At 63.1% G+C, this 14,632-nt stretch carries 17 protein-coding genes and 1 pseudogene; 5 read left to right on the plus strand and 13 right to left on the minus strand.

The features are described 5' to 3' along the window. Positions 1–257, plus strand: a 257-nt coding sequence (locus HNR51_RS26580) for a hypothetical protein (RefSeq protein ID WP_210280271.1), incomplete at its 5' end; no start/stop codon positions are given. 76 nt (positions 258–333) lie between these two features. Here HNR51_RS26580 and HNR51_RS26295 read toward each other — a convergent pair. Together HNR51_RS26295 and HNR51_RS26300 are read right to left on the minus strand one after the other, a co-directional pair. Beyond that, positions 334–711 carry a site-specific integrase gene (locus tag HNR51_RS26295; protein ID WP_182556924.1) on the minus strand — a complete coding sequence of 126 codons (378 nt, stop codon included), beginning with the start codon at positions 709–711 and terminating at the stop codon, positions 334–336. Beyond that, entirely contained in the window at positions 708–2,015 is a 1,308-nt protein-coding gene (locus HNR51_RS26300; protein ID WP_182556925.1) for a site-specific integrase, read from the minus strand. Before HNR51_RS26300 ends, HNR51_RS26295 begins: the two co-directional genes overlap by 4 nt. 257 nt (positions 2,016–2,272) lie before the next feature. Between HNR51_RS26300 and HNR51_RS26885 the strand changes: the two genes are divergently transcribed. The 3 genes from HNR51_RS26885 (at position 2,273) to HNR51_RS26315 (ending at position 4,034) form a co-directional block, all read left to right on the plus strand. Continuing rightward, entirely contained in the window at positions 2,273–3,382 is a 1,110-nt protein-coding gene (locus tag HNR51_RS26885) for a tyrosine-type recombinase/integrase (protein WP_239681687.1), read from the plus strand. A 90-nt stretch (positions 3,383–3,472) separates the two neighbouring features. Next, positions 3,473–3,691 carry a hypothetical protein gene (locus HNR51_RS26310; RefSeq protein ID WP_182556938.1) on the plus strand — a complete coding sequence of 73 codons (219 nt, stop codon included), beginning with the start codon at positions 3,473–3,475 and terminating at the stop codon, positions 3,689–3,691. A gap of 4 nt (positions 3,692–3,695) precedes the next feature. Beyond that, positions 3,696–4,034 (plus strand): hypothetical protein, encoded by a 339-nt coding sequence (locus HNR51_RS26315; protein ID WP_182556926.1) that lies wholly within the window; start codon positions 3,696–3,698, stop codon positions 4,032–4,034. Positions 4,035–4,100: 66 nt separating this feature from the next. Here HNR51_RS26315 and HNR51_RS26320 read toward each other — a convergent pair whose 3' ends face one another. The 5 genes and pseudogenes from HNR51_RS26320 to HNR51_RS26340 all read right to left on the minus strand — a co-directional run bounded on the left by HNR51_RS26320 (position 4,101) and on the right by HNR51_RS26340 (position 8,011). Beyond that, positions 4,101–6,035: a hypothetical protein gene (locus HNR51_RS26320; RefSeq protein ID WP_182556927.1), complete on the minus strand. Its 1,935-nt coding sequence runs from the start codon at positions 6,033–6,035 to the stop codon at positions 4,101–4,103. A 384-nt stretch (positions 6,036–6,419) separates the two neighbouring features. Continuing rightward, on the minus strand, positions 6,420–7,223 hold the full coding sequence (locus HNR51_RS26325; protein WP_182556928.1) for an ABC transporter permease: 804 nt from the start codon (positions 7,221–7,223) through the stop codon (positions 6,420–6,422). Between the two features lie 113 nt (positions 7,224–7,336). Beyond that, on the minus strand, positions 7,337–7,531 hold the full coding sequence (locus HNR51_RS26330; protein WP_182556929.1) for a hypothetical protein: 195 nt from the start codon (positions 7,529–7,531) through the stop codon (positions 7,337–7,339). After that, positions 7,528–7,740 (minus strand): hypothetical protein, encoded by a 213-nt coding sequence (locus HNR51_RS26335; protein WP_182556930.1) that lies wholly within the window; start codon positions 7,738–7,740, stop codon positions 7,528–7,530. The genes HNR51_RS26330 and HNR51_RS26335 overlap by 4 nt, the downstream gene beginning before the upstream one ends. 2 nt (positions 7,741–7,742) lie before the next feature. Continuing rightward, positions 7,743–8,011: pseudogene (locus HNR51_RS26340) on the minus strand (hypothetical protein). A 731-nt stretch (positions 8,012–8,742) separates the two neighbouring features. On the opposite strand from HNR51_RS26340, the gene HNR51_RS26345 reads away from it, so the two are divergent. Then, a complete protein-coding gene (locus tag HNR51_RS26345) occupies positions 8,743–9,204 on the plus strand; it encodes a hypothetical protein (protein ID WP_182556931.1) in 462 nt (153 codons plus the stop codon). A 264-nt stretch (positions 9,205–9,468) separates the two neighbouring features. Here HNR51_RS26345 and HNR51_RS26350 read toward each other — a convergent pair whose 3' ends face one another. The 6 genes from HNR51_RS26350 to HNR51_RS26375 form a co-directional block, all read right to left on the minus strand. Then, positions 9,469–9,813, minus strand: a complete 345-nt coding sequence (locus HNR51_RS26350; protein WP_182556932.1) for a hypothetical protein — start codon at positions 9,811–9,813, stop codon at positions 9,469–9,471. 207 nt (positions 9,814–10,020) lie between these two features. Continuing rightward, on the minus strand, positions 10,021–11,115 hold the full coding sequence (locus HNR51_RS26355) for a two pore domain potassium channel family protein (RefSeq protein ID WP_182556936.1): 1,095 nt from the start codon (positions 11,113–11,115) through the stop codon (positions 10,021–10,023). A gap of 22 nt (positions 11,116–11,137) precedes the next feature. Next, positions 11,138–11,743: a cyclase dehydrase gene (locus HNR51_RS26360; protein WP_182556933.1), complete on the minus strand. Its 606-nt coding sequence runs from the start codon at positions 11,741–11,743 to the stop codon at positions 11,138–11,140. Between the two features lie 71 nt (positions 11,744–11,814). Then, positions 11,815–12,987: a zinc-dependent alcohol dehydrogenase gene (locus HNR51_RS26365; protein WP_182556934.1), complete on the minus strand. Its 1,173-nt coding sequence runs from the start codon at positions 12,985–12,987 to the stop codon at positions 11,815–11,817. Positions 12,988–13,376: 389 nt separating this feature from the next. Continuing rightward, positions 13,377–13,922, minus strand: a complete 546-nt coding sequence (locus tag HNR51_RS26370; RefSeq protein WP_182556935.1) for a PilZ domain-containing protein — start codon at positions 13,920–13,922, stop codon at positions 13,377–13,379. A 1-nt stretch (position 13,923) separates the two neighbouring features. Then, positions 13,924–14,370 (minus strand): helix-turn-helix domain-containing protein, encoded by a 447-nt coding sequence (locus HNR51_RS26375; protein ID WP_239681684.1) that lies wholly within the window; start codon positions 14,368–14,370, stop codon positions 13,924–13,926. Between the last annotated feature and the right edge of the window lie 262 nt (positions 14,371–14,632).

Here is a 14,632-nt window from a genome sequence, read left to right on the forward strand (position 1 = left end):
GCCGAGGTCCCATCATCTGCGTCGATCCCCGCCTCACAACGGCAGTGAATCACCTCAGATATGCCGCTGCAACAGCCGAGTTTTTCAACAAAATCGGCGCCTTGTGGACCTTCGGCATGCTTCAGAGCGACTTGAGTGAGCGAGAGGGGGATGCCTTACAGCCGCCTGTGGATGATCCGAGGGCGCCCTTGGCAGTGATCGCAGGATCGTATCCACTGCGTGTGCACACGAAGCTAAAGCGCCTGCAACTGCAATAACTTATCTGATGCCTTCTGTTGAGGTCATGCTGGATGAGAATCCTGGCGCCCCAGCCATGTTGCCGAGAATAAGTTTTTATCCTAGCCCGCTCGGCACAGGCAGTTTTCTGATTTCTACCAATAGCGTCGAAATCCAATAGTCTTCACCATAAAGTTCACCAGCTTCGCCACTGCTGTGCCCCATCAGCCTGTCTTTCATCTCTGGCGGGACGTTAAAGTTCTTACACGAGGTCGAAAATCTGTGACTGAAGGAATGACTTGGGCTGATACGCGGATCCGTTATGCCTAGCTTTTCCCTTACCCAACGGCTGATCACCTTCGTTGCATTGCCGCCGCGATTGCCAAAGCGATCCGGCGTCGCGTCAGAAAATAGATCACTGTCTTTGCAAGCGGCAACAAAATCCAGAAAGCCTTCTTCGATCAATCTCGGATGTATGGGAATGAACCGCTTCAAGCTTTGGTTTTTGAGGTTTTTTTCGCTTTCTTCGCTTCCGAGATCTGGGCCTCCTTGCCCTCGCTGTCATACTCGGTAGTCCTCCGGAAATAGTAGATGCCCGTCGATGATACGATGTCGGATCGCTCCAGGTGGCAGATCTCCAAGATGCGGGCGCCAGTGACGCAGGCTATCCATGGGACCCAACGCTGATAGCCTGTCCGGTCTCGTGCTGCGGTGAGGACGCGTGCGGCTTCCTCCTTGTTGAAGTCGCGCTTCGTGGATCGTCGCCGACCTTTGACGGCGGCCCGAGGCTGCTTCAGCCCGGAGAAGGGGTTGACCGGGCATTTCCCATTCGCCAAGGCCCACCCGTAGATCGCTTTGACAGCGTAGAGATGGTTCGAGACGCTCTTCGCCGATCGCTCGACGAGCGAGGCGATCTTCCAATCGGAAGCATCCGACAGGCTGGCCCTATCGAACGTAACACCACGCTCCGCGAGAAAGGCGGTCCACCGGCGCACCTTGCTCGAGAAGGCGTAGAAGGTTTTCTCGGTCGGCGTCTGATCGCGCTTCCAACCTTCAAGAATCTGTTCAGGGGTCGGTCCATCCGCTTTCTCGCGCTTCGGCCGAGAAGGGCGATCCTGACTTCGAGGTTCGTCGCTCGAGGTCCGCGCCGTCGTCGGTCGCGTCACCCCACTTTGCCGACCCCTGATGATGGTCATCACCTCGAGTTCGGCTTCGACGAACGCCAGATAGAGGCGTCGATCCGCAGGTGACCCGAACGCGATGTTCAATCCGGCATCGAGGACGGTCATCATCGCATCGATATCGAAGTGGGTGGCAGCACAGTCGCCGCGCGCGTTGGCGTCACGCAACTCGGCCTCCCTTGCAGCGATCTCCTGCCCGAGAGCGTCGAATGCCTCACGACACAGGGGTTCAGCGCCGCGTCGCCGAGCTTCATCCGCAGCGAGCTTGTGATGGCGGAATGTCGTGACCAAGCCCTGAATGGTCGTATCGTCGAGTTCAGAGATTTTCGGCTTGGCGCTGAGTGTGATGTGGCGCTTGGCAATGCGAATCAGTGCGTCAGCTTCGCCGTCCAGCCTGCGAGCCCGGCTTCGGGCCTCATCCTCATCGCGGGGTGCAAGGCTGACCCAGAACTCCCGGCCTGCTCGGCTCCATTTCAGCGAGACAGGAGCGCTTTCGTCAAAGATCCCAGCCCCTGCCGTTCCGAGCACGGCCGGCATGCCGGCGCGCAGCGTTTCCGGAATGGTACGACGGAAATAGAAGATGCCCCGACGCTGGGCCAAACCCACCATCTGCCTCATGGCTTCGTAGCACTCCTTCGTAGCAGGAGCGCGCTCAGAAGCCTACGCAATCAAGAAGATACTGTTATCGCAGGGACTTGGGAGCGACTTGGCGGAGAGGGGGTCCGCCCTCCCCTAGTCCGCAGCCGTCCGAGCCAATCCGAGCCCGTTTACGAAATCCCATTGCCCCGCCATTGCTTGCCGACCGATTTGCGCGGATCGGTCCGAGGCGATCCGCCCAGATCCGACGTCCGCTGGTGGGGTAGATGGTGGGGTAGATGGCGCGGGCGATCAATCGGCTTTCGGCGCGGACCGTCCAGACTCTGACGGAGCCGGGGCGCCACGCCGATGGCGACGGTCTATACCTCGTCGTTGACGAGAACGGCGGCAAGCGGTGGGTCTATCTCTTCCGGTTCGCCGGCAAGCGCCGGGAGATGGGGCTTGGACCGCTGCGGATGGTGTCGCTGGCGCAGGCGCGCGAGCTGGCCGGTAAGGCACGGACGATGGCGGCGCAGGGACTCGACCCGGTCGCGGCGCGCCAAGCCGCCCTCCCCTCGCCCGAGCCGGCTCCACAAACGGCCCCGACCTTCGCCGCGATCGCCGACGCCTTCATGGATGACCGCGCCGGCGAGTGGCGCAACGCGAAGCACCGGCAGCAGTGGCGCAACACGCTGACAACCTACGCCGCGAACCTCTGGACTGTGCCGGTCTCGGACATCGGAACACAGGAGGTGCTGGCGGCCCTGCGGCCAATCTGGCGGGAGAAGCCCGAAACCGCGAGCCGGGTGCGCGGCCGCATCGAGCGGGTCCTTGATGCAGCGAAGGTCGAAGGGCACCGCGACGGCGAGAACCCGGCGCGCTGGCGCGGGCATCTCGAGCACACGCTACCGAAGGCCGCGAAGCTCTCGCGCGGGCATCACCCCGCCCTGCCCTACCGGGACGTGCCCGCCTTCGTTGCGGCGCTACGCTCGCGCGTAGCCGACTCGGCTCTCGACCGAAACAGTGCGGTCCATCGCGATCGCTTCGCGCTGTATCCACCATGCTGCTGTTTCGGGCCGACGGCGCATGGTGCTGAGGATGGCGCCTTCCGACTTCAGGAAGCAGAGGTCGCAGTTGCCGTCCGGTGTGGTGCCGTTGACGTTCAGCAGGCGAAGGTCGAACGGCTGCTCGGACCAAAAAGCCTGCACGTCGCGCTTCGACACGCCTGCATCCGCAAGCGGCATAGCCGTCGTGAACCGCTCCTTTCCGAGCCCGTTGCGGTAGCGCTGTTTCTCGACGCGACGAGGCTCGTCCGCGCGAAGGCCGACAACGCTGGTCCAGCGTTCATAGCCGAGCACCTTGTGCATCAGCATGTAGAAGCGTCGGATCTTCATCTCGACGGTGCATAACCGGGTGACTGGGTTCGGAAGCATTCCCGATCGGGACTTCGCGATCACCGCCTCGAAGGGCTCTCGGCGCCGGCCGGGAGCCCGACCGCGGTGCCGTCCTCCGCGCAGAGGGCCCACGCCTCGGGGCCCCTAGAGAATACCGGTCCCGTCACCCTCAACATCGACAACACCGGGCCGCGCCCCTGGCCCATCGAGCCGCTGCCGCCCGAGTACGTGCCGATCGAGGCCACGATCCTCACCGCCTTCTTCGTATCCTCGCCCCTGTCCACGCTGGCCCGCGCCGGCGCCGCCCGCCTGCTGAAAGCCTGATCCAATGTCCGACACGCTCCAGGCTTCCGGCGAAGCGGCCGACGGCATCGTGACGCTGCCGCGGCGCGCGCCCTTCTGGGCGGTGTGCGGGCTCGCGCTGGCCTTCGGCGGGCAAGTCTTCTGGGCCGGCACCTATACGGCGGGGCTCGACAGCAAGATCGCCGGTCTCACGGAGAACGATCTCCGGCTCGGCGAGCGCCTCGCAAGCCTGGAGCGCGATCGCAACCGCCTGCCGAAGCTCGAGGAGCGCTTGGGCCGGATCGAGGAGAAGATGTCGATGATGATCGAGTTGCTGCGTGAGACGCGGCAGGAGCGGCAGGGTCCGCCGAAGCGCGGCGGCTGATCCCCGCTATCCACATCCGTCCACACACCGCCCCGGGGCTTCGGCCTCGGGGCTTTTTTCGTGCGTTCAGGCGATCGCCGACCGCTTCTGCGCAACGCCAGTTGGAAGATTTTTCCCGAGCAAGGACACGATCTCGCTGATGATTTTCGCCTCGTCGCGGAACGTGAAATTGACCGGCCACGGGATGAATGAGTCTGGGTATTCGCGCTCTGCGTCCCCTTCGTCGAGGACGTCGTCAGGCGCATTGTAGTGCAGCGCCGTGAACGGCCCCTCCATCCACACATCGCTCGAATAGATGTTGAAGGCGCTGCAGAACGAGAGGTTTGCGCGGCTGGCGAACACATAGCCGGGGACATCGCTCGCCCAGCGTGATTTCGCCAAGCCGGCCCCGAGCGGCGACACGGTGAAGTCGCAGCGGGACAGCCAAAACAAGTTGTGCCGGATCGGCGTCGCCACACAGTTCACGACGGTGATCGGCAACTCGGCCACCTCACGGATGAAGTCCTCGACAAAGGCGAGTTCCGTCGCGATCTCGCTGCTGCCCGCGCTGATGCTCTGGCCGATGATGGCGCCCGAGCTGTAGAGCCTTGCGGCGGCTTCTCCGCCTGGGCTGGAGGCGTTGATGCCGTCGAAAACGACGATGATCGGCCCCAGCTCCTCCGTGAGCGCCTGCGCCAGTCGGACGTAGAAGCCAAGGAAATCCACGGGGCGGCGGTTCGTCAGCCGCAGGCCGAAGGCGATCACCGGGCGCCGCTCGCCATCGGGCGCGATAACGCTCACGGCCGCCTCCTCGAGGCCGCTCGCCTCGGCGTCCCTCGCTGCGGCCCTCTGGATCCGGTCACGCGTCGCTTGGAGCGCGAGGCGGCCGCTCACGTGAACGGGCTGCGTCGCATCAGCCAGCGCGGCGCGTAGCAGGGCAATCGGGGTTTCGACCGCCGCGGTGCGGTCGGCCAATTCGGGGTACAACTCTTCGATCGATCCGTAGAGATCGGAGCCGCCCTGCGTTGTGCTGTAGTAGACCCGCGGCGGCGGACCTTTAGCCTCAACCTCCAGCATCCGATCCAGCGCCTGCATCTCGTCGATGATCGCGTGCCCGAAGTGGCGGCCCCCATCCCGGCCAGCGAGTATGATCGCCACACCCTCCGGCTTTGTCGTAAGGGCCATTCGCTCCGGCCCGCTGAGCTGGAGCAGGAGCGCGAGGTACTGAGCCATCACCCGCTGAACGATTCCGCGGACCCATTGCGGGTCGTCGCTGCCGTGGAAGACGAGGTTCCGGCCAGGGAAGTAGGCGATACCCTGCTCGACGGTTCGAACTTTTGGGTGCGCAACGCTCGTTCGGAAGAAGCACTGCTTGCCGTCGTGGCACAGGAAGAAGGGCGGCGCTTTCTCCTGGGCCAGCGTCAGCGGGATGTGCCGTAGCACCACTTCGCGATCGTCGGGGAACGCGGCCGGCAGCCTGATCGCGTTGAGCGCGACCGCCGTCTCGAAGTCCCAGCCATAATGCTCGATCGCGGCCAAGCCGCCGTGACGGCTGACGTGAATGACGTCCTCTCCCCGCACCATAAGCGCGCCATCGCGGTATCGACGAAGATCCACGAATTGCGCGTCGGCCAAGAGGTCACCGCCCTCTAGGAGCGCTTCGACGGTCGCTGCGTCGAAGCGGTGCAACTCGGACAGTTGGTGGATCGCGTGATCGCTATAGGCGGGGTCCGCTAAAGCCGACTTGATGGAGTCTGACGCACTCTGCCCGAGCAGCCTCCCGGCATACGTCGCAGGCTGGGCGATGAGAGCGCCGGAGTCTCCAGCGAAGCTCCCATTCCGATCAACGAGCCAGCCCGCGCGATGCGACGGCGGATGCGCTAGGCCGACGAACCGCAACTCGCCGCCGAGGTCGTACATGCCGCATGCCGCCCATCCGTGGAACGGCTCGACGGGGTGACCATCAACCCCGTGAACCTCGGCCCACTCATCATGAGGGGCTGGCTGAGCGGGCTCGTGCATGCCGATAGGCCTCGTTGGTAGCTGGGACTGATGCGTCCGAGGACCTCTATAGCTGGCCCCGTCAGCATGCGTCAGAGGCCCACGCTTGCTCCGCTCATAACAGAAGATCAGCTTGCTTATCGCGACGCAGCGTCTCCGTGCGCGACGGGCGCTCTTTCCATATTTCGGCCATCCACCGCTCGACGCTGCTGCCCCGGCGACACGTTGTGCTTTTGCAAATCCGCCCGCATCGCTGCCACCCCGAAGGGGAGACTCGCGACGAGCAGGTAAAGAATGGCGCGCCATGTGCGACCCTGTCGGGCAGACAAGAAGGCCGCAGACATAAACCACAGGGTCACAACAATGAGCGCGGAGACCAGCGCGGCGGCATAGGACGACATCCGATTATGCTTGTGCGCGAACGATGTAGCGCTCCATCAGAAGTCCGATTGTGAGGCTGCCAAATATCCAGCCAAATACGTAAAGATAGTCGATTTGTATTGGTAGTGTTGGATCATATCCTAGCCGAACCCACTCGATGAGCTGAGTGATTGGATTGTATTTCATGATAGAATATATTTCTGCCGGCATATAGCATGCCAAGAAATAAACGCCGCTCGATAGATACAGTGTCAAAGTAACCAATATGTAAGCGAGAACATACCCGGGAAAAATTGAGCATATTCCAACATTGATCCACCCAACGCCAATTCCTAGCGCAATTGCCGCCAAATATCCCGTGATCGCAGTAAATAGATCGACTGGTATTGGGTCACTACCAAAACAAAACAATCCAAATATAACCAAAGTCATCCCCATGAAGCTACTAACAATTTCGACCAGAACACGCGCAACAACCGTGTCAAATTTTTTTACTTGAGGGAAGTAAGTAAGAGGCTTATGAATTAGATATCCTTTCATAACCTCTCTCGATATATACTGAAATGCCAAGGCTGGCACTGCGCCTGTAGCGACGAATACCATCGCGCTATCACCCATAGGCGACTTGAGGCCGCGAAAAGTCATTGCACCGACGATGATAGCAATGTGCACGCACGGCCAAAGAACTTGTACCAAATAGCCCCAATAGTTTCCGCCGAATCGGCTTCGCATATCGCGCAGCATTAAGGCGCTGATGACACGAAGGTAGACATCGCTGCGCCGCATAGGTGGCGGGACGCTTGGGGGGATTTCAACGTCGAGAGCCATGGCATCCGTGTTCGAATTCGCTTCTGATCGGAGCTATCAGGCCAGATCGCGACGAAATCAGGGTGCTGTTCTCCGATCTCGCGCGTCAGCTTCGCCGAATGGTGGCGACCACCTCAGGCGCCTCGCGCCCCAGTCAGCATCCGCTTCCGCACCTCGGCAATTCGCTCTTCGTCACCGACGCCGGCCGCCGCAGCCTCACGCGTGACGGCCTCGTAAATCTCCCGAACCGTCGCCTCGTCCAAGCCGAGCCCGCGGGCGAAGCCGAGCAGTCCGCGCAGTTCGGCGGCGGTGCGCTCGTCGTCGGTCATCGCACCGTGGTCTCGCGCTCGCCGACGACGACCTTTGCCGGTTCGGTTGGATGCCGCTCGACGATCCGATTGATGCCGTAGGGCCGCAGCCGGTCCCAGGCCGCATCGCTTCCGGTCATGAGCGCTCGAGCCAGCAGGTCGGCGAGATCCTTCCCACCGGCGCCGATGGCTGCGGCGCTGCCGTTGTCGATCTCGACGATGGTCCGCATGCTCACGCCCTCTCCGCCCGCGCCAGCAGGATCGCCGCGCGGACGGCGGCTCGCTTTAGACCGGGGCTCGACTCGGGATTGCCGACGCGACCTAGCTCGCCCAGCCGTGCCCGGCGACGGCCGCGGCAAAGTCAAGGCTGTAGCCGTCGGCGATCGGATGGGCGCTTTTCGCCGGATCGGAGAGGAAGGCATCGACGGCCGCGTTCACCAGCTCGTCGGTGACGGCCTTGGCCTTGAACAGCTCGCCGACGGTGGGGCTGACGTCCGCCATCTCAGTCCTGCGTTTTTGCGCTGGTGGGGTAGATGGTGGGGTACGCTGCCCAAGACGCCAAATTTATCAGCGAAAACAATGGGGCTTGGCGGAGAGGGGGGGACTGTACCCCTGTTCGCGCTTTCCCTAGGGAAACGGAGCTCACGGCGCCCGTTTTCGGATTTCGTGTGTACCACCGCCGTGTGCCTCCTTCCAGGCCGAAAGCCGCGCCCTCGACGATGTCCTATCCCGATGCTGGCCCCCGTCGCATCGCGCTGGGCAGCTCGGACGGCCAACGTGTCGTAATCGGAACCTCGGGAGTGGAGGCACGAACGGCGGACGATGCGCCCGGGACGGAGAGGAGACCCTGGATCCGGGGAGGGATGCCGGCTTACGTCCGTGTCCGAGAGGCCTGCGTCGCGCCTAGCGCTACGGGGATGTTGATCTCTCCCATGGCGACAACTCCGATCTGGATCGTATGGGCGAACTATACCGACCCGCGAGCGCGAGATAACCTGCGGTCCCACCGCGGTTCGCCGTACCATCGGCCCCTCCGCGACGAAGCGCATGTCCAAAGGCCACCGTGCCCCATGTGGCCCATCTCGTTCGACGGCACTTGCCTGGAGGAAGCCATGTCGACGAGGACCTATGTCGTTTGTGCCGCCGTCGCGGTCTTATCCCTCGGCTTGGCCATCTGGATCGTGTCCTATGCCTCCGTCCCCTGAACGGAGGGTGCTGCGCGCGTCGCGGCGTTGGATCTCGCGATTAAGGGTGCGGGCGGCGTGTTGGCGTTGGGCGGGACGTTGATCGCCGTGTTGCGCTACCTGGACGACCGGTCGAAAGCCATCGAGACGTCGGCCTTGGAAGCGAGGAAGCCGTTCCTCGAACGGCGCCAGTCCGTCTATGTCGAGCTCGTGCAGACGACAGCGGTGCTGGGCACGATCGAGAACCGCGACGACCCGGCGGCGATCGAGGCGGCACGGCGCTTCTGGGCGGTGTTCTGGGGTATGCTGCCGCTGGTGACCGACGAGGCCGTGTCCCGCTTGGTCGACGAGTTCAGCGAGCTCGTCGCGGATTGGAACACGGATTGGATCCGACGCCGGAACCTCAGCATGGACATCGCCCGGGCCTGCCGTGCATCGATGGGGTTCGATCCGCCTCTCCCTCCGGCCGGCTCGGTCGCGTCCCGCGGGGATGCACGCCCCATGCGATGAACGCCGATCGCGCGTCCTACCCATGCACCGGCGGGAGGATCGTCGGGGAAGCGGGAAGCGACGAACACTTCCCGCTTCCCCGACGTGCGTTGTTGAGGTCTTGATCAGCGGCGAGGCGCCGTTCGGTGGTTGATGAGTTGGACGGACTACCGAGGTGCGAGCGAGCCTCGGAGGTCGCAACCGCTCTGGGCATCGTTCGATGAGGATGTCGTCGCGGTGCAATCGATGCCTCGATGAATCGGCGACGCATCGATCCGATGGACCTCAACGTAGGCTTTCGACGGCCTTCCGGACGTGGGAGGCGGCATCCGCCGCCTCGTTCATGGTGACCGGATAGCGGTCGCTGGAGGCTGCCGCCGCCATCTCGTCCGGTCTGACGCGGAACGGCGCCTTCTGCCCGGCCAATTGCTCCGCCCGTTTGGGCGCGTGCTCCTCAAGGAGGCCCAGCACCCATTCCGACCAAGCGTCGTCTCCCGGGCGCGGGACCCAGGTCGCGATGTCCAGGATGTCGATGCCGGCGCCCTTCAATGCGGCGGCAACGTAGGTCGCGCAGGTCAGGCCGTAACGGGGATCGGTCTCGACGTGTTGCCCGGTCGAGAAGCAATCCATGTCCGGGTCCAGCCCTGAGAAGCCATTCAGTATGCTACCAACGAAGGGCTGCTGAGGGAGGTACAGCGGACCTCCGGGGCCTCTGCCGGCGAGACGGAGAGGCTTGGTCGTTGCAATGAATTCTGGAGCTTCAAGGGAGCCGACGCTCCAGAGTGCCGCCCCATTCCACGGAAAGAGTTCACCCACTTCCCGGACCACGGCGCATCATCAACGCTTCCGGCCGCCGGGCTCAAATTCGTTGATGCGGTAGGCCATCGCGGGTGCCAGTCGTGCGATATGCGGCTGCCATTGTGCCCTCAGCGCGAGGTAAGTCTCCAATCTTGCCTCATCGGGTGTCGTCTCCACGCCAGCTGTCGAAAGGCGCCTAAGAGCCTCTGCGAAGCGGGCGCGCCATGCCTCGCTCTCAGCGTTGTTCACGTCGGCTGGGGCGGGCAGGTCTCCGGGCAGAAACGTCGTTTCGAGCGTGACGACGAGCAGTATGGCAACGCGCCAGATCGCATCGACAGCGGCGGTTTCCTTCAGCCATGCCGCCTGCCGGTCGGCGATCCCGCTGCGGATCAGTGACACGGTGTCGAAGGCGATAAATGCCTGTGCCGAGACCGAGTAGAAGGGCTGCCGGAAGCGGAAGTAGAACAGCACAGGATAGAAGTGGTGCGCCTCCTTCATCTCGGCCATGGACGCTGCGGCGTCGGCTAAGTGGCTGTAACCTGAGCTGAACTGCCCCTGTGGCCCGAGCCGCGCCAGGAGTTCGGCGGCATCCGACGTTTCACCCGCCAATAGATGCAGCTTCAATCCGAGCGCATTGCGCTGCCGAAGTGCGCTGTAGACCTGCATGACGTAGGTAAGAACCAACGACGTCGCCGACATTCCGACGAGCGAGTTCACGAGATAGAGGACGCGATAGGCGTCCGTGACCGGCTTGAAGTCGCTGGCTCCTACGATCGCCATGCTGCTGCCGCCGGCATAGAGGGCGGTCATGAAGTCGGCCGGCGTCTCCCCGGTGCTCGCTCGAACGGCGGTTCCGAGCGCGGGGTGGATGATCAGGCCGGCTCCGAGGGTCAGCCCCAGTGCCCAGAGCAAGACGTAGACGATGAGGATGACCGGGCCGCAGAAGGAGAGCACGGCGTCCCGCCTCTGCCCGAACCGATCGGCGGCACGTCGGAAGACTGCCCAGGTGAGATGGGCAACCCTATCCGCGATCAGGCCCGTCCCGATGCGCGCGTAGAGGACTGTCAGGAAAATGTCGGCGAGGACGAGGCCCATGACGAGCGCGCCCAACGCCTGTTCGAGGGCTGGCAGCATCAGGCTCGCCATCCTTCCAGCCTCAGGCGTTGGTCAGTGTCCAGGGACGCATTGCCTCCGGGCCGATGATGTCAGGTGGCGGCTTGAAGTCGCGTGCCGCACCTCGCATTGCCTTCGCGGGACGGCGAAAGCCGCTGCGGCGGCGGTAATCCTGCCGGACCTTCTGGGACGGGTTGAGAGGTGCCCCCGAAAGGTTGTGCGCGCAGATCACGTCTATGGCTGTCACGCCGACTAAAGCCACAAGGGCGATCAGCACGTTGTCCTTGCGCGGATTATGGCCCTCAAGCCCCGGCAGGACCGTGGCGATGTCGAGCGCGTCTCCCGCGACGCGTGCCGAGATCCACGGTGTCGGATCGCGCGAGCCCAGGATTCCGGCACCCTGTATGAGTTCGCGCACCCCGTAGGCCCGGATGACCGGGGCCGCACGCGGCATTCCAAGCCAGTGGGCAATGGCACTGCCGAACGCTACTTCGGTCAAACCAAGGCCGATCGAGAACCAGCCCAGGCCGTGGGCGAGTTCCCTGCTTGCAGGATCCGGTCTACGGCGCGGGTCCGAGGTGAGGTAACTCGGTATGGAAGAGGGCACAGGAGCTCGGCCCCGGTCACCTCGATACATGGCATCGGACATGCTGACTTCCTCGGTGCCGCAATGAGGGAGGAGGAGCAGGCCCGCCGCACTGCGACGAGCGACGGAGCCCATCAGGGCCGAAGCACAACCTTGATGCAGTTATCCTTCTTGTCGCGGAAGGTCTTGTACATCTCGGGCCCTTGATCGAGCCTGACCCGATGGGTGATGACGAACGAGGGGTCGATCTGCCCGTCGTCGATGCGCTTGACGAGGTCATCCGTCCACCGGTTCACGTGAGTTTGTCCAGTGCGGATGGTCAGCCCCTTGTTCATCAAGGCTCCCATCGGCAGCTTGTCGACAAGCCCGCCGTAGACACCTGGGATCGAAATGATGCCAGCGGGACGGCAGACATAGATCATCTCGCGCAGCACTGCGGCGCGGTCGCTCTCCAGCATTACAGCCTGCTTCAGTCGGTCGTAGGCGTGTTCCAGGGCGCGCGGCGAATGCGCCTCCATGCCGACGGCATCGATGCACTTCTCCGGACCTTTGCAGCTGGTCAACTCATTGAGGCTCTCGACCACGCTCTCCTGCGCGTTGTCGATCGTGATAGCCCCTCCCGCGCGTGCCATCTCAAGGCGCTCGGGCACGCTGTCGATGCAGACCACCTGCTTGGCCCCGAGAAGGAGCGCGGAGCGCAACGTCATCTGGCCGACTGGACCAGCGCCCCAGATCGCAACCGTATCGGTCGGTTGAATGTCGGCTTGCACGGCCGCCTGCCAGCCGGTCGGGAAGATGTCACCGAGGAACAGCACCTGCTCGTCGCTCAGGTGCTCCGGCACCTTGATGTGGGTCTTGTCGGCAAAGGGCACGCGGACGTACTCGGCTTGTCCACCTTGGTAGCCACCGGTGAGGTGGGTGTAGCCGAACAAGCCCGCAGTGGTGTGTCCGAAGACCTTGTCGGCGACATGCTTGTTGCGGTTCGAGCGTTCGCAGACGGAGAAGTAGCCGCGCTTGCACTGGTCGCACTCGCCACAGATGATTGTGAACGGCACAACGATGCGCTCACCTTTCCTGAGAGCGCCGTTGACCCCTTTACCCATCTCAACGACTTCGCCCATGAACTCGTGGCCCATCACGTCGCCCTTCTCCATGCCGGGCATGACGTGGTCGTAGAGGTGCAGGTCCGAACCGCAGATCGCACAGGTGGTCACCTTGATGATCGCATCGCGCTCGTCCTCGATCTTGGGGTCGGGGACCGTATCGCAGCGAATGTCCTCAGTACCGTGCCAGACCAGTGCTCTCATGGGAATTCTCCGCAACAAATAGGAATTATTGCGAGTAACTTTTAGGTCATACATTGAATCTAATTTTTATCTGCCTCTATAACATAAGACCAACGGGCATGACCTTTTATTACATTTGTCACCTTGACAGCAATCAAGAGCCCTACCGGGGCTAAACGACTTGAGAAAGCCCCTCAGGCATTTTGGCAATATTTGTAATGATATAATGTAGCGCAAATGCACACTTGAGTGGGTGCTGCCACACTAGGCACGCGCCTGTGCGTCACAGCGAACGTCTCCTTCCGATGGCGATGCGGTCCCTGGCGGCTGTCTGGTTGAATGCCTGCTCTCCACCCATTTGAGACCCTGCAGGGAATTGATGGACGACCTTACCGAGCAACCGAGGCGGCTCAAAGAACGATGTTCTCGGTCACGTCCTGAGGGCTCAGCGGGAGGATGAATCGGACGCCGATACCGCCTTCGGTATGGCGGACGACCTGACTTCGGCGCCGGCCGATCGTGGCCGATGTCCCAATTTCAGGACGTGGCGTCAGATCGACCGAGGCCCCGTTAATGGAGACGTCGCGTAGTCGACCGAGCGCTTCGGCGCCGCCCCAGATCACGACCACCTCGGTTCGGATCGGCACGACCCGGACCGCCTCGCGTCGGTCCGATGCTCCATCCGCCTGGGCCGCATGCCACGCGAGACGCGCGGCAAGGCGGCCCCTCTGGTCGGGACCCGCCTCAAGATCCAGGCGGAATGCCCCGTTAGTCCGTTCCGCTGTACGTCCCCTGAGAAGGCCGAGCCCAGGGATCCGGCAGATGATCCGCTCGCCTGGGACGGGGCCGTGGTCGCCCGTGATCTCCAGCACGTCGGGTGCGTCGCCGCGGAGTATGCAATCGCGCTCAACACCGACTTCGTCGAGGTAGCGCCCCGGCAGGCAGACCGACGACACCTCAGAGCTCCTTGATCCAGGACAGTAGCGCCGTCCCGGTTTCCCAGCGGGACCCGACCCGAAACGATGCGTCGACATCCCGAGGATTCACCCCGTAGCGCGCATGAAATGCCTTGCTGAAGCTCTTCAGGTTCTCGTAGCCGCAGGCGTAAGCCACGCTCGATATCCGGCGGGCGTCGCCGCCTTCCACGCCGGAGAGGATGCGCATCGCCCGGGCCAGACGACGATTGCGGATGTAGGTCATCACGCCGCCTTCCGGCTCGAACAGCGCGTAGATCGGCGTGCGCGACAGCCCGAACCGGGCGCAGAGCAGCTCGACGCCGAGGTCGGTCCGATCGAGGTTCGCCTCGATGAACTGCCGGATCTCGATCGCCGCGACCGCCGGACGGTTGTAGCCGCTGTCGGACACCGGGGTCAGGGCAGCGTTGCACAGGGCGACCGTCGCCACCGAGAGCAGGTTCCGTTGCTCCTCGTCCGTGCCATCGAGGCAATGTCGGACATTCCTGATGTGATCCGAGAACAAGCGCACGAGGGGCCGATCGCGTCGCGGGAGGACGCTCTTGTGGAGGTCGCCGACCTCGCCCACCCGAGCGTCGAAGGCCCGCCGCGGGATGACTAGGGTCGAGACTCAATCAGCACCAGAAGGCAATGACGGCGGCAAGGGCGAGTGCTGAGGCGAAGTTTCGGGCGAGTTTGTCGTAGCGTGTGGC

It is taken from the genome of Methylorubrum thiocyanatum (genome assembly GCA_014138645.1).
GTDB classification, from domain to species: Bacteria; Pseudomonadota; Alphaproteobacteria; order Rhizobiales; family Beijerinckiaceae; genus Methylobacterium; species Methylobacterium thiocyanatum.